This is a genomic window from Nibrella saemangeumensis, from assembly GCF_039541915.1.
Taxonomy (GTDB): Bacteria; Bacteroidota; Bacteroidia; order Cytophagales; family Spirosomataceae; genus Nibrella; species Nibrella saemangeumensis.
Genome location: NZ_BAABHD010000022.1, coordinates 17,112 through 40,730, shown reverse-complemented (window position 1 = coordinate 40,730; position 23,619 = coordinate 17,112). Strand labels below are relative to the sequence as shown.

Below are 23,619 nucleotides of genomic sequence, written 5' to 3'. Positions count from 1 at the left end.
TTTGTTAGCAGTGGGCAGTTAACAGTAGGCAGACTGGAGTGAGCAACGGTATGATGCTCTTTTCTGCCTACTGTTAACTGCCCACTGCTAACTATTAATACCCCGGATTCTGATCCTTCTGGTCCAGTGCCGGACTGTTGTCAATTTCCGCCTGAGGAATCGGAAGCAGTTCGTGCTTATTGGCCTGGAAGTACGAGAGCGGTTCAGTCTTCAGTTTCTTATTCTTCCGCCAGCGGATGATATCGAAATTGCGGACTTGCTCACCGGCCAGTTCAACCATACGCTCATGTACGATGGCATCGAATACCTGATCCTTATTACTAACCGGGAATTTTGCTGTTGGGAAAGGCGGCATATCCACCGACTTACGAGCCCGCACCTGGTTCATCAGCTTAATGGCTTCGGCCGAATTGCCCAGTTCATTTTCGCACTCGGCCAGCATCAGCAGCACATCGGCGTAACGCATGATCCGCATGTTTATACCGCTCTGCTGGTTGGCCGCGTCGGATTTATACATCAGGGAGTACTTCCGCCAGCTCACTTTCTGCGTTTTGCCGTTTACCACGGAAGCATTACCCTGCACCATGTCGCCAGTGAGCGTTTTAGTGCCGTTGTTAAACTTATCGCCTTCCGTCCAGTACGAATCAGCATAGCGCGGGTCGTCTTTGGCATCGCCTTTCGCCACCATTTCGTACTCGTTCAGGATTTTGTTCGATGGGATAACGTTACGCCACGCAATAGCCGCATACTCCTGCGACCGGACGGTTTCTTCCTGCACGGCCGTACCATCGCTGTCGCCCCCCCAATTGTAGGCTCCGCCCGACGGCGCGTAAACCACCTCGAAGATAGACTCCGCGTTGAACTCACCTTCTTCGTTGGTCAGGTCCGTATAGTTATCCACCAGTTTATACAGCCCGGAGTTAACCACTTTCAGCAGTTCCGTTCTGGCGCTGGCGTAGTCACCCAACTGTAGGTAGATACGAGCCAGCAGGGTCTGGGCCGCGGCTTTGGTAGCCCGGCCCTGATTCCGGGCGTCGTACGTAGCCGCCAAACCGGCCTCGGCCGCTTTCAGATCGGCGATGGCAAAATCATATACCTCCTTCTGGGTCGAGCGTTTCAGCGATCCCTCCACCGACTTTACAAATTCTTTGTACAGCGGTACACCGCCAAAGAAAGTAGCCAGTTCGTAATACCCCCACGCCCGCAGGAAGCGGGCTTCGCCCAGCAGCCGGTTGCGGGCAGCATCCGAGATGTTTTTCACTGAAGGCCCCTTTTCCAGCACCACGTTGGCCCGGTGAATAGTCCGATACCAGCCACGCCAGATATTGGCAACAAGGCCGTTCCCGGTATCATGCACGCCAATGAGCAACTGGTTCCGGGGGGTTTCCAACTGCCCACCGCCCGACGCCATCTCATCACTACGCAAATCGTGGGTAAAGAACCACTCCCGCGATACCAGGCTGTTCGACTGCACCAGGGCGTAAATGGAATTAACACCCGCCGTTAATTCAGCCTCGTTATTAAAAAATGTATCGAAGGTCACCCCGTTGGGGTTCACTTTGTTCAGCACATCATCATTACAACTGATGGCCAAACCAACTAAACATATAGTGGAAAGGATTATTTTTTTCATAATTGGTTAAAAGCTAAGGTTTAGTCCCACCATGATCGTCCGAGCCTGTGGGTACTGAGCATAGTCGATACCATTGTTCAGCAGGTTGTAATTCTTCGATGATACCTCGGGATCGTAACCGGTGTACTTGGTAAAGGTCAGCAGGTTCTGGCTCGACACGTACACGCGTGTCCGGCTGACCACGTTACCCGTCAGCTTGCCGATGGTAGCTGCCGGAATGGTATAACCGATGCTGAAGTTCTTCAGGCGCAGGTAGGAGCCGTCTTCCAGGAACCGGTCGGAGGTCCGGGAGTTCTGGTTCGGATCACCACTAATGGCTCTGGGCACATCGGTGTTTGTATTCTGAGGGGTCCATGCCTGCAGCACATCGGTGCTGGCGTTGAACAACCGCAGCATACCCTGACCAATTACTTTGGTACCATTGTAGATCTTGTTGCCTTGTACACCCTGGAAGAACATGGTAAAGTCGAAGTTCCGATACGTTCCGCCCCAGTTCAGGCCGTAGCTGAACTTGGGAATAAAGCTGCCCAGGAACTGCCGATCGTTGGCGTCGATCTTGCCGTTGCCGTCCAGGTCGCGGAACCGGATATCACCCGGTGATGTCTTATCGTTCTGGTAGAAGGTCTTGGCATCACCGTCGATAGCGTTATACTTCTCCACATCTTCCTTGCTCTGGAAGATACCATCGACCACCCAGCCGTAAAACGACTGAATGGGTTGACCCACCTGTGTCCGCGTTATGTCGAACCCGCCAAAGTCAGCGTTATTACCAGAGTTGATGGTGGCATTCGGCGTAGCCAGGCCCAGCACCTTGTTCCGGGTCATATCAAACATCCCGGTCAGGTTCCAGTTGAAGTTTTTGCCGGAATGGTTGTAACCCGCCGACAATTCGAAGCCCCGGTTGCGCATGCTGCCTACGTTGGCCAGCGGACTTGCCGAGTAGCCCATCGACTCTGGCAGGGGTACGCTCAGCAGCAGGCCATCGGTCTGGCGGTTATATACCTCAGCGGTTAGGGTAATTTTGTTGTTCAGCAGCGACGCATCGATACCAATGTTCGACATGGTAGTCACCTCCCAGCTCAGGTTGCTGTTACCCAACCGGTTGAAAAAAGAACCCAGCTGGGTCTGGTTCCCAAACGGATAAATGGTGGCGTTCGCCTGAATCAAAGGCTGCCAGTCGTAATCACCGATGGCGTTGTAGCCGGTCTGGCCGTAACTACCCCGTATTTTTAATTCCGAGATAGACCGGACATTCTGCATAAAGCTTTCTTCGCTGATGCGCCAGCCTGCCGAAATTGCCGGGAATGTACCCCACTTGCGATCAGGGGCAAACTTCGAGGAGCCGTCGCGCCGGATAGACGCCCCGATCAGGTAACGACCACCGAATTCGTAGTTCAGACGACCCACGTACGAGATCAGCGAATTTTCATTCTTGCTGCTGCTACCATTCGGGTTGGATACCCCCTGGATAACCAGAATGTTATTATCGGGGCGCTGCCCACTGGCACTCAGACTCCGGGAGGTGCTGTTCTGCTGCTCAGCAACGGCTGTGGCGTTCACATAATGCTTGCCGAACGTTTTCTCAAAGGTCAACTGGTTGGTCAGCACGGTTGAGAAATACTCACTGCGGTTTTCGTTCACACCCGCAATTAAGCGGCTGCGGTTACCGTCGTTGTAAATCGGATCGAAGCCGTTGTAACGGGAGTAAGCAAAATCACCACCGAAATTGAACCGGTAGCGAAGGAAATCGGTGAAGCGTACTTCCGCAAAGATGGTTCCTAATAATTTAACCCCGCGATCGGTCTTGAACTGCATCTCCTGCTCGGCTACCCGCAGCGGGTTCTCCGGGTCGGTAGCATCCAGACCCTGGGCGGTGGTACTGAACCCACCAATCTTTGTCGGGTCCCGTACGGGCCAGTACGGAGTCATCCGCATTGTGTTCATGATCAGGCTTCGGCCTCCTCCGTCGCGCTCCAGCCGCCGGTAGTCCGTGGCCGCCAGCAGGGTCTGACCAATAGTTAAAAACTTGCTGATCTTATGGTCGGAGTTGATGCGGAAGCTCTGCCGGTTGTAGTTGGTGAACGGCATAATACCGTCCTGCTTAAAGTAACCCGCCGAGGTGTAGAACCGCGACATAGCGTTACCGCCCGAGATAGAGATCTGGTTATCGGTAATCGGTGCCGCCCGGAACATCACATCCTGCCAGTCGGTGTCGGTCTGGGCAAAGGTCTGCGTAGCACCGTCGTAGATAGGCGTATTCAGGTTATTGAATCGGCCCGGAACCGGCTGCCCCGATGCCGTCAGCAGTGCTGTACCATACTGGATGTACTGGTCACGGTTCAGCAGGTCCAGTTTCCGCCAGGCTGACTGTGAGCCGTAGTAGGCATCAACATTAACGGTCAGTTTACCGTTTGTGGATCCTTTCTTGGTGGTGATCAGGATAACCCCGTTGGCCGCCCGCGAACCGTAGATAGCCGCAGCGCTCGCATCTTTCAACACTTCCAGGGATTCAATGTCTTTAGGGTCCAGGTTGTTCAGGCCACCTGAGGGCACACCGTCTATCACGTAGAGCGGGTTCGGGTTCAAACTGATAGAGCCGACACCCCGGATGCGCACAACCGGCTCGCTACCGGGACTACTGTTGTTGGTAACCGAAACACCCGGCACCCGGCCCTGTAACGCCTGGGTAGGACTGATGACCGGCAATGCCCGCAAATCTTTGGGGGCCACCGACGATACGGCACCCGTCAATGACGACTTCTTCTGCGTACCGTAACCAACTACCACCACCTCACTGAGTGACTGCTCGTCGGCCATCAACTGGACATTAATGCTTGATCGGCCGCCTACGGCAATCTCCTGCCGGACAAACCCGATGTAGCTGAACACTAGTGTAGCCTGACGGCCTACCGTCAGCGAAAACCGGCCATCTTTGTCGGTTGTTGTTCCGTGGTTCGTTCCTTTCTCTACTACGTTTACGCCGGGCAGACCATCGCCGGCTTCATTTTTTACAGTACCTGATACAGGTTGTTGGGCAAAAACAGTTCCCGCCAGAACGACGAGCAACATCATAAGGAAGGCTCTTAGCGGTACAAAACCTGTGTACCGCTTTTGTAAAGCTTGCATCATAGAATAAAGGGTTTGTAGTGAAAGGTGATAATATAAGGATAAAATTGCATTAAAATAGGCACCCAACAAATGTACATTGCAGCGAATAGAAAGCAAATAAAATAGCTTAAAAAGTGAGAAAGAGCGCGTTAGAAAACTTGACCAGCTTATAGCCCAGGGCGGGATACCGGCAGAAAAACACAAAAGCCATCCGGCCGGTGTCCGCCACGGGGTGGCGTCGCACGGGCCGGATGGCTGTACCCGATAAGGCTGGCCCGGCTATCAGTCAGCCAGATTGAATTTCAGCTGCACCCCCCCGGCGGTGGTGGCCCGGCGGAAGGAGTTAGAGACGAGCGGGTCGTTAAAGGTCCGGTCGAAATAAAAGTTCAGGTTGACCCGACGGCTCACGATGTAGCTCACCTGCGGCCGCAGTTGGAAGTTGACGTTGCCGGCGGTAATAATCTGCTCGGCATCCAGCTTGCGCTGAATGGCGCGGGTATCGCGCAGGGTGAGGCTGCAGCTGAACGTCAGATCATTCTTGAGCTTGCGGTATGCGCCGTTGATCCGGAATGGTACCCGGATGTTGTTGCGCGTAAAGCCGACCGTAGCTGTCAGATCTTTATTAGTGAGTTCGGCTACCTGCGAGTTCGATAAGCTCAGGGCTACGTTTCGGTCCTGGTTGTACTCCAGCCGGCCGCTGATGCGGCTCCGCGTCTGAAACTGCACCCCAATTAATGGTGCAAACCGCTCCGACATCGTAATGGTGCTCATGATAAACACCGGTATATAATTACCCTGCGGGTTGAAAAAGACCGACGGTGGATAGCCGGTGACGGCCAGGTTTACATACTGGGCGTTATACTCCAGCGACGAAACAAAGTTACCCACGCTGTAGGTGGAGTTGTAGCTATGCGCCAGCGTGACCGAACTGAACCACCGCTTGAAGAACGGCAGGTTCGACAAACCGTTGTAGTCAACACGCCAATTCGGTAAGGGGAAATTATAAAAGGGCGACAGACTGGTTTTCTGCGGATCTTCGCCACTGTAGGCAGCAAAAAAGGCCGGTATCAGCACATCCTGTGAGTTCTTGTTGTATTCTCCGCCCGGATTCGTGTTTCTGGCTCTCACCCGTTCGAGAATGAGTGCACGGTACTCCTCCAGTTTCTCAAAGGTCGGCGACGTATTATCCCTCCGCAGTTTGGTAAAAGCCGTGCGGAACGACAGGAACGACATACTGAACTGACCGTTGCGTACCGGACTCTGGCTCTCGAACTCCCCACCCGGAAGGCCGGGGCGGTAGAACTCCTGGTAGTTGTCGGAGCGCGTCAGCCGGGCCTCAATCTGCATCCGGAAATCCTTGAACGGCTCCAGCGTGGTGCGGGCATTGAAGGTCTTGGCTATACTCTGTGTAAAGGGCGCGTTCTGCACCGTACTTGGCGACAGCCAGCCCCGCTCAGCGGCTTTATAATGAAAACGCCTGTCCTGATCGCCGAGTACGAACGGCAGCCCCGGCGCGTTACCCGCCCGGTCGAGGCCGAAGAAGCCGGGCGTTCGCAGGAAGCCGGGGAGGATGGTAGCCTCCTGAATAGTATAGGTAAAGTTGATCCCCCGCACCGTCAGCAGCGCCCGCGTAAAGTTCTTCAGCAGTTTACTCTCCTGCCGCTCAATCTCTTCGATGTCACCGGGGCTGCGGGCAAAGTTCTTCTTTACCGGCGATGGCGTGTTGGCAAAGCGCAGGTACCGGATCTTGTTATACAGCCTGACAAAGTCTACGCGCCCCGTCACCCCCCGTTCCCGGTTGTTGCGCAACACGTTACCAAACGGAACCGCCAGCGTGTCGGTGATGCCGTACGAGTTGGCCTGAAACTGGTAGCCGACGCGGTAGTTGGCGTCCGCCTGAATCCAGTCGAGCAGCGAGAACTTGTCGAATGGTATCCGGTACGTCGTGTTTATCTCCTGCAGGTAGTTCTTCATCCGGCCCAGTTGCTGAACACTCCGCCAGACCGAATCCTGCTTGGCCTCGGTGTTGATTTCCCCGAACGGTTCGTCAATGATGGAGTTGGCTACGGCCTTGTACGTCACCAGCAGGTTGCGGGTCAGGTTCCAGGTCAGGTCGTAGTACCGGTTGAACAGGAAGTACTTTTCAAACATCGGCGCGATTCCGGCCGTGGTCAGTTCCGAGTTGCGCAACTGGGTCTTCACGTAGTTGCGGTCTATGTCGGTCCGGATGGATACCAGCGTCGGTAGCAGCGTTAGGTTAAAGTCTTTGAGCCAGAGCAGGTAACTACGCTCCAGGCTTTTGACGTTCTTAAACGGCTCAAATGGTTTGGGCTGACTGCTGTAGGTATAGGCAATGCTCCCCCGAATCTGCCGCTGGGTATACTCGTCGGTCAGGATGTTGGTCCGGCGGGCCTCGTTGAACGCGTAGGATAAGGCAAAGTTTTCGACATCCCAGAAGTGCGTTTTACCGTTGGAGTTCAGCCGCACCTTCCGCACGTTCGAGAAGTTGATGCCCTTCCGAACGCTGTTTTCTTCCACCAATCGTCGGTACCGGGCTCGTTCGTCCCCCTCGGCAAATGTAGATAAGGAGGTCTGTAGGGGGGTATCCGGGTCGAGCGGGTTGAAGTGCGGGGTCACCTTCCGGTTATCATAGTTCAGGTACACAGGAATCCGTAATCCCCATTTCTCCGGTAGCAGTTTATCTACAGCCACAGCCGACGACACCCCGAATTCAGTGGTACTCTCGCGGGTTCTATCCCCTACCTTGGTCTGCACTCCACCGAAGCCGAACGAGGTATACCGTCCCGAAGCCGTTACCGTCGCAAAGTCGGCCAGCTTGGCATTGACCGATCCCACGGCGGCATTGCCGGCGGTCTGGTCGAAGCCCGACGCCCGAAACTCGTTCACCCAGATACAGAAGCTCTGCGCCTGCTCATCGGCTGATTTCGGATTTCGCACCCCGATCATAATGGTCTGCACCGAACTCAGGTCTGGATTCCCCACCACCGTCAGCCGGTAGCGGCCATCCAGCGACTGAAGCGCAAACGGCAGGGTATACGACCGGCTAAACTGCCGGTTACGCTCGGCTTTGAGGTTGATTAGTTCCTCAATGGCGAGATCCAGTTCATTCTCGGTCGGCCACACCGCCAGCGGATCGTTGACCCGCTCAGGCGTTTGCCGCAGGTTCGAAATTTCTATCTCGTAGTAATTATCGGTAAAATCGGTACCAACGCGGATGAACGCCGACACCTGACTGGTAACAGGCTGATCGTTCGGATGCATATGAATAAACATCCGCAGCCGCTTACGGAACAGAAAATCGAAATTTGTATTCCGGAAAGCAGCCCGTGAATCACCGTCGCGCAGGCCGGTTACGCAGAGGCTCATCGACTGCTCATTCAGCTCCACATTGTTCAACTGGGTGAAATCGCGGTCGCGCTGAAAACCCGGCGGCACCGTATAGACAAACTTGTTGGTATTCGTCTGGCTGTTTTCTTCGATGTTCACCGTCGATACCGTAAACTTGGCATCGTAAGGCTCCGGTACTTCCTGCAGACCACGGGCCGAGAGATCGCCGGTATACTTGCGATACTGGTTGGCTTCCATCTGCAACTGCGCAAACCGCAGGACCACCGGTTCCTCAAAATCGGTCAGGTACATCCGCATAAACCGGATCGACTTAAAGCCGTTGATGTTACCGACCTTCCGGGCCGCTTCCCGCACCGGAATCCGGAACAGGTACCATGTAGCTCCGTCGGCCACCACTTTATCAATAATATAGCCCTGCCCTACCTCCAGCCGGCCCGGACGCAGGTCTACTTCATATTCGTAATAAGCTTCGTTATCGTTGACGGTGTTGTCTATGTTCAGGTCCTCAATATCTGGAATGTTGGTTGAGGCTGGCGTCAGGAACTGATCGCGGCTATCGTTTTCGGGCGAGTTACCTTCCATACCCATAAACCGTTTGTAGCGGGCTACGATGTATTTGGCCGAGTCTGCCGCCGGGCCTAAATAGAACTGGAAGTCATCGTTGGCCGGGTCACTGGCAATCTCATCAAAAGCCTCCCCGCTTACCCGTGGTCGGATGGCGTTCAGGTAGTCATTGAAAAAGCGTCGTTCGTCGACGTTACTCAAACCGTCCAGACCGACATCCTGTTTTTCGCGGGCACCGGGCTGGTTGGTAAAGGCATTAGTAATAAACTGCTGACGGGTAACACGGCCCCAGGCGGTTGTGTCGGTACCCCGCTCACGGGTGCCGTTCTCCAGCGGCAATCCGTTTTCGAAATTGAAACGACCATCCTTGACCACATCTTCCGAAATATCGCCGAGGTTAAAGAGCAGTTTTCCCCCTGTTGTGTTCGGCTTGTTTTTGGAATCGTCCGGATTAGCCCGCACCTTACCCCGCTCCCCACCAATAAAGGGATCCATCATCCAGAAGGTAATGTTCTCGATGTTGGCATTGTCAAAGTCAATATCGGAGGTAATAGCCCTGGTTACCGCCCCAAAGTTCCGCCGGGGATTCAGTAACCGCCCGTCTGTAGTCAGGTTCGGGTTAAAATTATACATACCACGCTCACTGGGGAAGTAAGCGACATCCAGCACGTTTTCGGGCAACTGAATCTGCCGGACCGAGCGGCCGGGGAAGAGTTGCTGCGGCAGAAAATAGCGCTCGTAATAGTTTTGCTTATCATCGGTCGACAGATTAATATCTACCGTACGAAGGCCGGTACCCTGGCCGTAAATGGTCTGGTCAACAGAGTACACGGATATCCGGGCGCGGTTGTAAGCATACTCCAGCGGGCTCTGGAACGAGCCCTGCGGAAACTGCTGCGGGGTAGCCCCAAGCCGCCAGCGAGTCGGCTGACGCGTCAGGTCAAAAATGGTGCGTGCCGCTTCGAAATCGTCGATAAACGCGTTGTTGTTCACCCTGGGTGCCACGCTCGGAAACAGTTGGGCGACTTCCCCTTGGAAATGGACGGTTGATACCTCTTTGGTTTGCAGCAGCGGCAACCGGTCGAGGAAACGCGTCAGTGCCCGCGACTCCTTGCGGATGTTGGCGTCGAGGCCGATGATGGTATTATTGACCGGCTCGTTGCCTATAGCTACCCGCGTCAGAAAACCGGCTGGCGTTTCGCGGAGCCGCATGGCCGTCATACCGAGGTTAATGTCGGGGCTAAGTTGGTAATCCAGTCGCGTACCAAACAGCGTCCGGATCTGGTTCTGGAACAGGTCAGGGCGCTCATACGTAATCCGGATTTCGCGGCCGGAATTGATAACGCCCTCGTTGATGATCCGCAGGCGACCAATCTGGGCCTCCAATACATAATCCTGGCCGGCCATCAGCGGAACCCCGCCCGCCGTTACCTGCACGGAGTTTTCATTCACCCCATAGGGCAGCGTTACCTCCTGGCCGGTCGCCGACTGGAACGTACCCCGCAGGAAGAACTTGTTCTTATCCGCTACCTGAATAGCATCTGCCTGCGTCAGCCGGTACAACTGCGGAAAAACATACTTCGACTTCAACGCTTCCTCGTCGGCATCAAACTGCCGGTCGAGGTACGACCCGAATGGCTCCAGCACCGGAAAAATAACCCGTCCGTAGCGAGGGTCCACCGTTACGTTCTCCACAAAATCGAAGTTACCGTCGGGTTGTTTGTCCAGCTGCTGATTAAGCTGGTCCATGTTGAATACCTGCACCAGCGGCCGGTTCTGCAACCGGCGGCCTTCCTGAAGGTTCGGGTTGTCGATACCTGTCAGGTCATCTTTGTACAGAATGCGGAGCTGAAAGCCCTGGCGGTTGAGCTGTGTGGTGTTGAGGGAATAGATGTTTTTCATCATCAGGTCCCACATCGGCAGTTGAATATTGTTCCGGATGGTAGCCGACTTCAGCAACTTCAGGAACAGCACCTCATCGTCGTTCCGGTTCTGGTAATCTTCGGTCAGTTCACCCACCTGATACCGTCGGCCCTGGTAGGTATATTCGTAGGCTACCGCCAGCACTTCGTCGTTGCGCAACGGGGTTACGAGCGAGATATACCCGAGTTCCGGCTGGAATTTGTATTCGGTTTCCGACAACCGCTTGGCCCCCCGTAGCAGATCGTAGTCAATGCCTTTGGCAAAGCCGAAGCTGCTCTCCAGCTCAGCCGAGGTGCGGTCTACCTGCCGCAGGTTCTGATTAGCCCTGGCCCGTTCGTAGAGGCCGTTGGCGTTATTGCCCGCCGGCGCATTAGCCACAATTGGCTGGAGGTTCGGATTGCTGCGATTGTTCGGGTTACTCTCACCCAAGTCGGCAAAACCCACAATGTTACGCAGGGTAGCCGTGGTATTGGTGCGATTGGTTACGTATACTTCAAGGCGCGTGATGGTCACCCCCGACATAATCACCGGCAGATTTTTCAGCGCCCGCTCGTAATTGTTGCGGAAGAAATGCGCCAGGAAGAAGTGGCGGTTTTCGTCGTACTGATCGGCCCGGATTTCGTACTGGCGACTCATGGCTCCACCCCGCAGCACAATACTCTCCTGTTTGGAACGCTGCTGTGACGCAACCACGGTAGCATTCAGCCGGCCAAATTTCAACTGGGTTTTAAGACCAAACAGGTTCTGAACGCCGGGGATCAACTGGCTGTTGATCGGCCAGCTCAGGTTACCGGCCTCAATCTTCTGAATAATATTTTCCTCGTTCGTTTTGTAGTTCAGCCGCAGGGCATTCTCGAAGTTAAACGAGGCTTTCGTATCGAAGTTAGTCAGCATCCCCAGCTTCTCACCGATCTTGCCGTTGAAGTTGATGCTGATCTGCTCGTTGAACATGAAGTTACCCTGACGACGCAGCCGTACCGGAATGGTGGGGTTGTCGATAAACTGGTGGAGGTAACCAAAATCCAGCATTACAAAGCCATTGGGCAGAAAATCGACCAGGTTACCCCCAAAGATGCGGTCGATGGCCGGCGGCAGGTCGAGCTTGGGCATCAGGCCGCGACCGCTCATGGCACTTTGCCCGTCGCGACGGCCGCTGTACTCCCGCCAGATATTCTGACGAACCCGCTGGTTCTGAAGCTGCTCATACGTTGAAAACGGCATGGTCTCGGCCGGACGGTAGGGCAATCCGTAGGTCGACGGGGGTAGGTACGTACCGGGTGCGCCAGGGCCACCAACCGGCTGCGTAACAGACGAACCGGGCGTCGCTACGCCGGGCGTAGTCACTCCGGTTGCGCCCACCGCCGGTCTGGTTCCGGGAGGGACGGTGGCACCACCGGGCGTCGCCACGCCAGGCGACATGGGGATAGAATTGACAGGCCGAACCTGCTCATACACCGTTACGCGATTGGCCGAATCCAGCCGGATATCTGTGGCTACCGAACGGGGATCACGCAGGATAAAAGGAGAACGGGGGAGTTTGGACGAAAATCGGCTGGTGTAACGGTCCACCCAGTTCACCGTGGGTCGGCGAGCTGCACTCCGGGCCGCCCGCAGGCTGTCGGCCCGTTCCTGCGCTACCCGGCGCGCTGAATCAACAGCAGCCTGCCGGGCGTTCGCCGGTTGAGCAGTGGTAGACGACGGGGCTGTCCGGCGTGGCGTGCGCTGCGCCAGGGATTCGGTTGACAAACCCACCAGGAAAATACCCAACGACAGGAAATATAAAACACCACTAAGGGTAGAAAATTGACAAAGATGTTGATCTGCGGAAAAAGACTGCCACAACCCATCCTTTCGTCTACGCACCTGACGTAAACGGATCAGTAAGGAATGAAGATTGCGGGCGGTATACAAATTCACCATGCAGGGTACTTCAAATCGGTGGTTAGTGAGAATGGCTTTCGCACAAGTCTTTCTTTCAAACGGCCGATGTCATGGTTGTAGTCTGTAAAACAGGGGCTTTTTTTCGACCGTTTAATAAATCAAAAGCCGGGCCGTTGAACAAACGACCCGGCTGGTAGTTACCGTAAAGCCATACGTATCAGATCTTCGACCCCCAGGTGGTCGCCTTCACGCTTCAGGATGGTGTCCAGATTTTTCTCGGCGGCCGGCCGGGGTAAACCCAGGGCTACCAGAGCCGCCAGAGCCTCTTCCCGAACCGGATTGGTCGCACCCTGCCGGTAGGTAGGTGCATCGGGCACAATACCCGCTTTTTTCATTTTATCCTTCAGTTCCAGAATAACCCGCTGGGCCGTTTTAGCCCCAATGCCTTTAATAGCCTGCACCGCCCGCACGTTTTCACTCAGAATAGCCAGCCGCAAATCTGACGGAGTCAGCGACGACAGCATACCCAACGCCGTATTCGGCCCGATTCCCGAGACGGAGATCAGGTCCAGGAACAGGGATTTCTCGTCGGCCGACGCAAACCCAAACAGCGTGTGATTGTCTTCCCGGATATGCTGGTGCGTAAAGAGTTTGCAGCGCTCTCCGCCACCGGGTAATGTCGAATATGTCTGGAGAGAAATGTGCACTTCGTAACCTACACCACCGACATCGATTATCGCCATCGTTGGTTCTTTGTAGGCCAGTTTGCCGTCAATATAAGCGATCATTAAGGCAGTAGAAACTTCTTTATGAACTGGTTACAAGACTGTAAATATACAAAAAACCCACGACTTTTTGTCTATTGTCATGGGTTTTGTCCAAGATTTAACCGGCAGTTAATCCACTGCACAGGAACAGGCAAAAGATAGCCGAAAGAGCGGTTTACCCAATAATCAGGCGCTGTCCCCGACGCAGTTTGTTACCCCGGATGTGGTTCAGCTTCTTGAGCCGCTCGACCGACCGGTCGTAACGTTCAGCAATACTCCACAAGGTATCACCGGCCTGTACCTGATGGTATTTAGGTTTGATTTTCTTGGTTATCGATTTGGCTACTTTCGATTTTTCAACCTTTTCTACCACAGGCTTCGGCGCGGTAGCTTTTTCTTCCACCTGAACCAGACGGGTCTCGGTAACTTTTATCTCTCTGATAATGACCAGGCCCTGACCCTTCCGAACGCTGGCAGAACGCAGGCGGTTCCAACGTTTCAGATCACTGACGGATACATCGTAGCGGTTGGCAATACGGCTCAGCGTCTCGCCCTTCCGGACGATGTGTGTTTGCTTTTTGGTTTTCCAGACCGTTACCTTCTCTGCTTTTACCGCAGGCTTCTCGTCCTCTTCGGCCAGCAACTCATCCACCGGCACAGCGTCAGGTATTATGGCCGCGTTGTCATCGACGTTCCGGGCATAGGCAAACCAGTGAGCCGCGTAGGCTTCTGACGCCCGGTCGGGATCTTCCGCTTCGGCCAGTAGCATATGCTCCGTTTCAACCGGCATCCGTGTGGCTGAATCCAGTATGGCCGACCGGTTCTGCTGGAAGGTATAGTAATAACTCGACGGCAGACGGACCACCACATTCCGGGCAAACTCCGGCAGATTCACCGTTGTGATGGCCGGATTCAGCCGCTGTAGTTCAACCAGTGGCATCCCACATTCTTTAGCAAACGTTTGTAGGCAGAAGTAGCTGTTTACCTGAATGGTATCGAACGGCACCGGGTGGTCGGGACGCTCCGCGAACAGACCATGCTCGTGGGCGTAATGCATCATATAGGTGGTAGCAATATAGATCGGCACGTACCCCTGGGTCTCTTTTGGCAGGGCATTGTAGATGTCCCAGAACGACCGGCCGCCCGTGCGGCTCATCGCCCGCTTGACCGTGCCGGCCCCGCTATTGTAAGCGGCCATCACCAGATGCCAGTCGCCAAACATTCTGTAGAGGCCCTTCAGATGGCGGCAGGCGGCTTCCGTTGATTTTTCCGGGTCCATCCGCTCATCAACATACTCGTCCTGCGACAGCCGTAACTCCCGGCCCGTGGCGGGCATAAACTGCCATAGTCCACCGGCACCGGCATGCGATACCGCCCGCGGGTTCAGCGCCGACTCCACAATCGAGAGGTATTTCAGCTCATCGGGCAGGTCATACTTGGCCAGGTACTTTTCGTACAGCGGAAAATACACCGCCATCCGCTCCAGCATCCGTTTGGTATAATGCGGCTTGCGGTACGTAAAAATGTCAATGTATTTATGAATGATGTCGTTGTAGGTGAGCGGTATCGTCTTCTCAATCTGTTTCAGACGCGGTTTTACCAGCGACCCATCCACGGTATAAACCTCCGCGATGGAGTCAAGTTCGACGGCCACATCGGAGGCACCATACAAGGTCGTGTCCAGTTTAACGGGAATAGCGATTCGGGTGGGAAATTGTCCGAAGGCAGACTGGCTCACCAGCGACAAAACGGGCAGACACAGCGCTCCTACAATGCACGCCCCCCTCAGGCTACGCAGGCGACGGTTCGGGTTGAACATGTTTTGTATAGTTGAATGGTCAGTAATTTTACTCACACTATGGCATACGGCGATCACCCGCAGTAATCTCCTGTTTGCTTATGTATTGAAATCCAATAAATTAGTCGAAAACCACTAATAAAAAGGCAACGCAGCGTTAAGTGCATCCTCAGTAGACCACCAAATCTACCGGAAAATATCACTAGACGCAAGAAATTACAGCGTTTTTGCCAGGGCCAACAACATTCCTTCCTGAAACGGAGGAGCCATCACCTGCAACCCAATCGGCAACCCGTCGGTATCGGTACCGTTCGGAACGGAGATCGCCGGGTAACCTGCCACGTTGGCCTGGACCGTAAAAATATCGGCTAAGTACATTTGCAGCGGATCGGCCGTTTTCTCACCCAGCCGAAACGCCGTCGACGGGGTAGTAGGCGATACCAGAAAATCGTAGCGGGCAAAAACCTGCTCTGTTTCCTGGCGTATCAACCGCCTAACCTGCTGTGCCTTGGTATAATAGGCTTCGTAATAACTGGCACTGAGGGCAAATGTTCCCAATAAAATTCGTCTGCGGACCTCCGTACCAAAACCCTCCGTCCGGCTCTTCTTATACATCGACTCCAGATCCGTCGCGGCCGGCCCGGTACTCCGGTAGCCGTACCGCACCCCATCAAAGCGCGACAGGTTTGAACTGGCTTCGGCGGTGGTCAGAATGTAGTAGGTTGGTAGCAGATACGAGAGCAGCGAAAAGTCGACCGGCTCGACGCTATGTCCGGCTTTGCGGAGTTTATCCAGCCGCTGTTGGGTAGCCTGCCGGATGTCGGGCGCCACACCTTCGCTTTCTACGCCGTCGCGCAGGTAAGCAATGCGCAGGGGGCGGTCAGGAAGTGTTGCCTGGGTGTAAGACTCGACCGGTTTAGAAGAGACTGTGCTGTCGAAGTCGTCGGGGCCGGCCATAATTTCCAGCAGCAACGCGGCATCATCGGCGGTATGGGTAATTGGACCAATGCAGTCAAACGAAGAAGCGTAGGCCACCAGCCCATAGCGACTGATCCGCCCATACGTAGGCTTCAGGCCTACCACCCCGCAGAAAGCGGCCGGCTGCCGCACAGAGCCCCCGGTATCGGAGCCGATTGACGCCAGGCACATACCCGCCTGCACCGCTACCGCCGAGCCCCCCGATGATCCGCCCGGAACCCGCTCCGGATTGGCCGCGTTGCGTACAGGGCCAAAAGCTGAGTTCTCGTTGGAGGAGCCCATGGCAAACTCATCGCAGTTCTGCCGGCCGATGATGATGGCATCTTCGTTGAGCAGCCGCTGTACCGCCGTAGCGGTGAACTGCGCCGTAAACCCGTCGAGAATCCGGCTACCCGCCTGCAGACCATGGCCGGCATAACTCAGCACATCTTTCAGGCCAATGACCATACCCGCCAGTCGCCCGGCTTTGCCAGCCGCCCGCTTCTGGTCTACAACCTCAGCCTGCTGCCGGGCTTCGTCGGCGTATACCTCCGTAAAAACGTTTAGCGAACGCTGTTCGTCGATGCGGGACAGATAATAATCAACCAACTGGCGGCAGGTGGCGGTGCCGGCCTCCAGTGCCGACTGTACCTCCGCAAAGCTGCGGTATAGCATGTGGTGAAAAGTTAGGCGGGTACTAAATACAAAAACAGACAACCGAATACCCGGTCAGGTATTCAGTTGTCTGCTTATCACAACTCAATGTTATTTCGTCTCTTTAATCCCGTCCTCGATGTTATCGCGAACTTCTTTGGTAGCATCCTTGAATTCGCGGATACCTTTACCCAGACCGCGTGCCAGTTCAGGCAGCTTCTTAGCGCCGAAGAACAACAACAGCGCCAGGAAAATGAGAAGCATTTCCTGTCCGCCCAAACCCATAAATGCTAAAATGGAGGCAACGTTCATAATCTTGAAATTTATAAGTATGCAAAAATAATAACAATTCAGCAATTAACTATTAAAACCGGCTTAAGATTAGCCTATAGAAATAGTAGTCTTTCTACTTTCTTCCCACTGCCGGAACTTCTCAATATCGGTACCCATTGCCGAAACGAGCCAGAAAACCAGCGCTATATCGTCGGTAACGCCGATGATCGGCAGGAAGTCGGGGATGAAATCCAGCGGTGACACAAAATAGATCAGCACCGCAATCATCCGGATCAGCGACTTCCAGGGAATGTTCTTGTACTCACCCGATGCATAAGCTTTTACCATACGAGCCATCAAGGCAATATGGTTTCTGACATCCTGTATGTTACTACCGGTCAGGCCTTTACTTTTGGTCAGAACCTGCTGCACAAGTCCAAACAAACTGCGGCTGTTCCGGGCATACCGGGCAGCCTTCACGTTGGACCGCCGAAAAAATATGGATGCTAAAACCTGAGCAATCAGCTTACTATTCGCCATCTATTGAGTAAAAGTTAGTTGGTGCATTTTTATAACAATAATTTTCAGATAAATATTTCCATATTTCAAAAAATCTGAGGGTGAGGTTGTAAATCAATTGGTTTCTGACGGCTGGCTTTCCTAATTTTACGCCCCGTTAGTTTTCGTGTATTCACCTCTATAATTCCTCATTGTATGAAAATTACCGTTGTAGGAGCTGGTGCCGTCGGAGCAACCTGCGCCGATAACATTGCCCGCCTGGAACTGGCCGAAGAGGTCGTTCTGCTGGATATTAAAGAAGGCCTGAGCGAAGGCAAGGGGCTGGATATGCTCCAGACCGCAACCCTGCTGGGCTTCGATACCAAAATTACCGGCTCTACCAATGATTACGGCAAAACGGCTGGTTCGGATGTCGTAGTGATTACATCAGGCTTACCACGTAAGCCCGGCATGACCCGCGAAGAGCTCATCGGTACCAACGCCAACATTGTAAAAGGTGTTACGGAAAACATTTTAAAACACTCACCAGAGGCCATTATCATCATTGTATCGAACCCGATGGATACCATGACGTACCTGGCGCTGAAAGCCTCGGGGCTGCCCAAGAACAGGATTATAGGCATGGGTGGTATTCTGGACAGCGCCCGCTTTAAAACGTATCTGGCGCTGGCGATGGATTGCCCGCCGAACGATATTCACGCAACGGTCGTGGGTGGTCACGGCGACACAACCATGATCCCGCTGACGCGCCTGGCTACCCGAATGGGTGTGCCGGTCAGCCAGTTCCTGAGCCAGGAACAGTTGCAGAAGGTAGCCGCCGATACCATGGTCGGTGGCGCAACCCTGACGAAACTGATTGGAACCTCGGCCTGGTACGCACCGGGTGCGGCCGTAGCCGTGCTGGTGGAAAGCATCATCCGCAATCAGAAGCATGTGTTCCCGTGCAGCGTCTACCTGGAAGGCGAATACGGTCAGTCAGACATTTGCCTGGGGGTACCGGTGGTAATCGGCCGCAACGGCTGGGAAGAGATCGTTGACATTCAACTGAATGACGAGGAGAAAGCCACTTTCAGCAAGTCGGCCGATGCCGTTCGCAACATGAACGATGTGCTGGCGACGCTGGACGCGTAATTACGTTACCTTCTTATGTATCGTGCAAAAGGGGCCAGCTGGCTCCTTTTTGTTTTTCGTCCGGGTCAGCACCGATTCGGAAACCGTCCCACAATTTTCCAACCCAGCCGTGTATATTTCCGCAAGCGCCGTCTTTATACTGGTAAGACGTCCGTCTTCCTTTATAAAACCTTCATGACTCACCTGATCCCCTGCTGGCTCTTTGCTTTTCTATGGTTCAATGCGCAGCCAGCCCATACCCAGAGCTCAACCAGTGACGCAGATCTGAAGCTGTGGTATAACCAGCCAGCCGGCATCTGGGAGGAAGCGTTACCGCTGGGAAACGGCAAAACCGGGGCGATGGTGTTTGGCCGCGTGAAGCGGGAGCGCTATCAACTGAACGACAATACCCTCTGGTCGGGCTCTCCGGTGCCGGGCAACAACCCAAACGGGCCGCAGGTACTACCGCTGGTTCGGAAAGCTGTTTTGGCCGGTGATTACGAACAGGCAGCAACGCTCTGGAAAAAGATGCAGGGTCCCTACTCCGCCCGTTATCTGCCGATGGGCGACCTCTACCTCGACTTTCCCTTGGCCGATTCAACGACCACCTCGTACTACCGCGACCTGAACCTGAACAAGGCCATAGCTACGGTCCGCTATACGGTGAGAGGCATAACGTACCAACGAGAGGCTTTTATCAGTCACCCGGACCGTGTTATGGTCGTTCGGATGACAGCCGACAAAAAGAAAAGCATCACCTTTAGAGCCGGTCTGCAAAGCAAACTCCGTTATACCGTTACAGCACCTTCCGGTAACCTGTTGGTGCTAACGGGTAAAGCGCCTATGTACGTAGCGCACCGCAAGGCTGATCCGCAGCAGGTGGTGTACGCCGAAAGTCCACAGGGTGAAGGTATGAATTTTGAGATCCGGCTGCACATACAGGCCGAAGGCGGACAGGTAAACGCAGACGGAAATGAACTGGCTATACAAGGGGCTGATGCGGTGACCCTGTACCTGACTGGAGGCACCAGCTTCAGCGGATATGATCAATCGCCAGGCTTAGCGGGAAAGAACCCATCGCTGGAAACGTCCGCCAACCTGAAGGCAGCCCTGCAAAAAAGCTTTGCGCAACTTATTAAGACCCACATAGCTGATTACCAGCGCCTGTTTCGGCGCGTTACCCTCAACCTGGGCGGTGACCCACAGACGGCCAGCCTGCCGACGGACGAGCGGCTGCTGCGCCAGGAAACCGGTTCATCCGACAACGGATTGCAGGCCCTGTATTATCAATATGGCCGCTACCTGCTGATTGCCAGCTCCCGACCCGGCTCCCCGCCCGCTAATTTACAGGGTATGTGGAACGACCTTGTTCAGCCGCCCTGGGGCAGCAACTACACGCTCAACATCAATACGGAGATGAACTACTGGCTGGCCGAAAACACCAATCTGTCGGAATGCCACCAGCCCCTATTTGATTTTATCGGCAACCTGGCCGTGACGGGTGCCCGAACTGCACAGACCAACTATGGCATTACCGAAGGCTGGTGCGCCCACCACAACAGCGACATCTGGGCCAAAGCTTCGCCTACCGGCGGCTACGACACCGACCCGCTGGGGTATCCCCGCTGGTCGGCCTGGCCGATGGCCGGAGCCTGGCTCGGTACGCATCTCTGGGAGCATTACCTCTTTACCGGTGACAGGCAGTTCCTGCAGGATAAAGCTTATCCGCTGATGAAGGGAGCCGCTCAGTTTGCGCTGAACTGGCTGGTGGAAGACGACCAGGGTCGTCTGATGACCAACCCGGCTACCTCCCCGGAAAACACGGTTAAGATCAGCGGAAAAGAGTATGAGGTTAGTATGGCCTCAACAATGGATATGGCTATTTGCCGGGAGATTTTTACAGCTTGTATCAAAGCATCTGAGGCATTAAAGACCGACGACTCCTTCCGCACCCGGCTTGAAAAAGCGAACGCCCGGTTGTACCCGTATCAGATTGGGCAGTATGGGCAATTGCAGGAATGGTTCAGGGACTGGGACGATCCGAAAGACACGCATCGCCACATCTCCCACCTGTTCGGGCTGCACCCCGGTCATCAGATAGGTCCCCGGCTTACGCCCGAACTGGCGGCTGCCGCCAAACAGTCGCTGATCCACCGGGGCGACGTCAGCACCGGCTGGTCGATGGCCTGGAAAATTAACTGGTGGGCGCGGCTGGAAGACGGTAATCACGCCCATACGATCTTACGGGCCGGTCTGACCTACATCGGTCCTAAAAAGAAGGAACAGAAGGGGGGCGGTACTTACCCCAACCTCTTCGATGCGCATCCACCCTTCCAAATCGACGGTAACTTCGGCGGCACCGCCGGCATGACCGAAATGTTGCTGCAAAGCCATACCGGTGAACTCAGCCTGCTGCCCGCCCTACCTGATGAATGGCGCACCGGCTCCGTCACCGGCCTGAAAGCACGCGGTAATTTTGAGGTAGCCCTTACCTGGAAAGACGGAAAATTAGCCAGAGCCACGGTGCTGTCAGGCAACGGAGGTAACTGCCGCATCCGGACTACGGTGCCGGTAAAAGTCCTGGAGGTAAGCAACCGCCCGGCAGAGGGAGCAAACCCAAACCCATTAACACCAACTCCGGGTAAGCTGGTCTTTCAGCAGAACCAGTCGGCCAAACTTATCGATGTACCCTTAGCGCATGGCCATGTCATTGATTTTACAACGCAAAAAGGGAAGCAATATACGCTTGTCCCTCTCTAACCATGATCTATTTCTGACCAACAATGACACATCTTTTTCTTGCTTCAATACGTACAACGCTTGCCTTTTTACTTGTTCTTACAGGCGGATTGCCTGCATTGGCTCAGTCACTCAGCTGGACAGAAACCGCCCCTGGTATCTGGAAACTAAGCGTGGGCAAACCGGAGGCATACAATCTGTTAACGGCGGCCGAATCACAACCCAACGTCAGCGCTATAGGCCGGTTGGGCAAAACTGGTTTTCCGCTTGTGCAGAATGACATTTCGGTCAGGATCGAAAACGGCAAAACCTACCTGCGTTTTCCCCTCGACCGGGGTGAGCAGCTGTTTGGCTTTGGGCTGAATTTCCAGACGGTACACCAGCGGGGTAAAATCCTGCAACTGCACGTGGATCATTACGGAGGCAAAGACAATGGCCGTACGCACGCGCCGGTGCCGTTTTATATTTCCTCCAAAGGGTATGGCGTGTTTGTCAACTCGGCCCGGTATATTACGGTGTATGCGGGAACGGCGGCCCGGAAAGACAGCAAGAACCCACCCGTGGCGCAGGACCGGAATACCGACAAACGCTGGTCGGCGCGGCCCTACTCCGATGCTGTTGAGATGCTGGTTCCGGCCGAAGGAGTCGAACTTTACGTATTTGGTGGCCCAACCCCGCTGGATGCCGTGCGCCGGTTCAACCTCTTCAACGGTGGAGGTTGTCTGCCACCCCGCTGGGGGTTGGGCTTTACGCAGCGTGTTCACCGTCTCTACTCCGCCGACGACGTACAAAAGGAAGCTGCCGAATTTGAGTCCCGTAAGTACCCGCTTGACTTCATCGGCCTAGAACCCGGGTGGCAAAGCAAGTCGTACCCCTGCACGTTTGAGTGGGACAAGACCCGATTCCCGCAACCGGAAGCCTTCGTTAAGGATATGCTCAATAAAGGCATTCGCATTAATCTCTGGACCAACCCTTACGTCTCACCCGATGCCCAACTGTATCCAAAGATTGCCCCATACACCGGCTCCCATACGGTTTGGGTTGGTGCCGTGCCCGACCTTACAATACCTAAAGCTAAAGAGGTATTCTGGAACGTGTTCGATAAAGAGCATATCGGCATCGGCGTTAGTGGCTACAAAATCGACGAAACCGACGGGTACGACTATTACCTTTGGCCCGATGTGGCTACGTTCCCGTCAGGAATCAGCGCGGAACAGATGCGACAAACCTATGGCCTGCTGGTCCAGAAACAAAGTGCGGATCTGTTCCGCAAGCGCAACCAGCGCACCTACGGCTTGACGCGGGCGTCGAACGCGGGTAGCTCGTCGCTGCCGTACGTCATCTACAACGACTACTACAGCCACGAAGATTTTATCACGGCCCTGATCAACAGCAGTTTTTCGGGGGTACTCTGGACGCCGGAAGTACGAGCGTCGAAGACCAGTGAAGAATGGCTGCGCCGGTTTCAATCGGTATGTTTTTCGCCGATGGCGATGATCAATGCCTGGGCCAGCAGCACCAAACCGTGGTCGTTTCCGGAGGTAGCGGATCAGGTGCGGGAGATTGCTCAGCTTCGGATGCAGATGATGCCGTACTGGTACACTGAATTTGCCAGATACCATTTTGAAGGTACCCCGCCGTTCCGGGCGATGAATCTGGAACCGGGTTTTCAAACCGACGTGAGAAAAGAAGTTGTAACCGCCAGCCTGGAAGAAAATCCGTACGTAGAAGCCATAAGCAAAGAGATTAAGGATCAGTACATGGCGGGCGAATACCTGCTGGTAGCTCCGCTGTCTACCGGTCAGACATCGCGCAAAGTCATTCTGCCGAAAGGGAAGTGGTATGACTTTTACACCGGCCAATACGCAGGTGATGGCGAAGTCATTACCGTTACACCGGGATTGGCTAAGATTCCGGTATTTGTCAAAAACGGCGGTATCATTCCAATGATGCCGCCCCTGTTGCACGCACCTAAACCTGACCAGAGAGTAGACCTGGAGATCCGGCATTATGGCGAAAAAGCCGGTCAGTACCGGCTCTATGATGACGATGGCGAAACCTTCAACTACGAGAAAGGCCAGTTTAGCTGGCGTACCATCCGGACTGAACGCGGGAAAAACGGCCAGTGGACCGGAACTGTTTCGGCCGCCGAAAAAGGCAAACCAAACACCATCGGCAACATTACCTGGCGCTTTATGACGAAGTAGCGAGGACCAAAAAAGAAAACCAGATGACCTAAGTCATCTGGTTCCTCAAAATCGCCTAGTAGACAGTTTGTTTGTAACGAATACGTTTCAAGTATTCTGTCAGTAAGCGAAATACAA

At 54.4% G+C, this 23,619-nt stretch carries 11 protein-coding genes; 3 read left to right on the top strand and 8 right to left on the bottom strand.

What is annotated here, in order from left to right; genetic code table 11:
• Nucleotides 1-94: 94 nt before the first annotated feature.
• The 8 genes from ABD949_RS08160 to ABD949_RS08125 form a co-directional block, all read right to left on the bottom strand.
• Nucleotides 95-1,633 (bottom strand): RagB/SusD family nutrient uptake outer membrane protein, encoded by a 1,539-nt coding sequence (locus ABD949_RS08160; RefSeq protein WP_345242386.1) that lies wholly within the window; start codon nt 1,631-1,633, stop codon nt 95-97.
• 6 nt (nt 1,634-1,639) lie between these two features.
• The gene (locus ABD949_RS08155; protein WP_345242384.1) at nt 1,640-4,705 is read right to left on the bottom strand and encodes a SusC/RagA family TonB-linked outer membrane protein; all 3,066 of its coding nucleotides are present in this window, start codon (nt 4,703-4,705) and stop codon (nt 1,640-1,642) included.
• Between the two features lie 318 nt (nt 4,706-5,023).
• Nucleotides 5,024-12,349 (bottom strand): T9SS outer membrane translocon Sov/SprA, encoded by a 7,326-nt coding sequence (gene sov / locus ABD949_RS08150; RefSeq protein ID WP_345242921.1) that lies wholly within the window; start codon nt 12,347-12,349, stop codon nt 5,024-5,026.
• A 326-nt stretch (nt 12,350-12,675) separates the two neighbouring features.
• Nucleotides 12,676-13,266 (bottom strand): Holliday junction branch migration protein RuvA, encoded by a 591-nt coding sequence (gene ruvA / locus ABD949_RS08145; protein WP_345242382.1) that lies wholly within the window; start codon nt 13,264-13,266, stop codon nt 12,676-12,678.
• A gap of 154 nt (nt 13,267-13,420) precedes the next feature.
• Nucleotides 13,421-15,064 (bottom strand): lytic transglycosylase domain-containing protein, encoded by a 1,644-nt coding sequence (locus ABD949_RS08140; RefSeq protein WP_345242380.1) that lies wholly within the window; start codon nt 15,062-15,064, stop codon nt 13,421-13,423.
• 195 nt (nt 15,065-15,259) lie between these two features.
• A complete protein-coding gene (gatA, locus tag ABD949_RS08135) occupies nt 15,260-16,675 on the bottom strand; it encodes an Asp-tRNA(Asn)/Glu-tRNA(Gln) amidotransferase subunit GatA (RefSeq protein ID WP_345242378.1) in 1,416 nt (471 codons plus the stop codon).
• 90 nt (nt 16,676-16,765) lie between these two features.
• Complete coding sequence (gene tatA, locus ABD949_RS08130; RefSeq protein ID WP_345242376.1) at nt 16,766-16,966, bottom strand: twin-arginine translocase TatA/TatE family subunit; 201 nt, start codon at nt 16,964-16,966, stop codon at nt 16,766-16,768.
• A gap of 69 nt (nt 16,967-17,035) precedes the next feature.
• Nucleotides 17,036-17,467: a YkvA family protein gene (locus ABD949_RS08125; protein WP_345242374.1), complete on the bottom strand. Its 432-nt coding sequence runs from the start codon at nt 17,465-17,467 to the stop codon at nt 17,036-17,038.
• 174 nt (nt 17,468-17,641) lie between these two features.
• On the opposite strand from ABD949_RS08125, the gene mdh reads away from it, so the two are divergent.
• From mdh to ABD949_RS08110, 3 genes are all read left to right on the top strand, one after another.
• Nucleotides 17,642-18,577 (top strand): malate dehydrogenase, encoded by a 936-nt coding sequence (gene mdh, locus ABD949_RS08120; protein ID WP_345242372.1) that lies wholly within the window; start codon nt 17,642-17,644, stop codon nt 18,575-18,577.
• Nucleotides 18,578-18,751: 174 nt separating this feature from the next.
• The gene (locus ABD949_RS08115; protein ID WP_345242370.1) at nt 18,752-21,316 is read left to right on the top strand and encodes a glycoside hydrolase family 95 protein; all 2,565 of its coding nucleotides are present in this window, start codon (nt 18,752-18,754) and stop codon (nt 21,314-21,316) included.
• Between the two features lie 23 nt (nt 21,317-21,339).
• Nucleotides 21,340-23,502 (top strand): glycoside hydrolase family 31 protein, encoded by a 2,163-nt coding sequence (locus ABD949_RS08110; RefSeq protein WP_345242368.1) that lies wholly within the window; start codon nt 21,340-21,342, stop codon nt 23,500-23,502.
• Nucleotides 23,503-23,619: the final 117 nt, after the last annotated feature.

Bases quoted from the DNA above. Each gene is read 5' to 3' on its own strand.
- ABD949_RS08140 (WP_345242380.1), bottom strand. From the start codon at position 15,064: ATGTTCAACCCGAACCGTCGCCTGCGTAGCCTGAGGGGGGCGTGCATT.
- tatA (WP_345242376.1), bottom strand. From the start codon at position 16,966: ATGAACGTTGCCTCCATTTTAGCATTTATGGGTTTGGGCGGACAGGAA.
- gatA (WP_345242378.1), bottom strand. From the start codon at position 16,675: ATGCTATACCGCAGCTTTGCGGAGGTACAGTCGGCACTGGAGGCCGGC.
- ABD949_RS08110 (WP_345242368.1), top strand. From the start codon at position 21,340: ATGACACATCTTTTTCTTGCTTCAATACGTACAACGCTTGCCTTTTTA.
- ABD949_RS08160 (WP_345242386.1), bottom strand. From the start codon at position 1,633: ATGAAAAAAATAATCCTTTCCACTATATGTTTAGTTGGTTTGGCCATC.
- ABD949_RS08125 (WP_345242374.1), bottom strand. From the start codon at position 17,467: ATGGCGAATAGTAAGCTGATTGCTCAGGTTTTAGCATCCATATTTTTT.
- ABD949_RS08155 (WP_345242384.1), bottom strand. From the start codon at position 4,705: ATGATGTTGCTCGTCGTTCTGGCGGGAACTGTTTTTGCCCAACAACCT.
- ruvA (WP_345242382.1), bottom strand. From the start codon at position 13,266: ATGATCGCTTATATTGACGGCAAACTGGCCTACAAAGAACCAACGATG.
- mdh (WP_345242372.1), top strand. From the start codon at position 17,642: ATGAAAATTACCGTTGTAGGAGCTGGTGCCGTCGGAGCAACCTGCGCC.
- ABD949_RS08115 (WP_345242370.1), top strand. From the start codon at position 18,752: ATGACTCACCTGATCCCCTGCTGGCTCTTTGCTTTTCTATGGTTCAAT.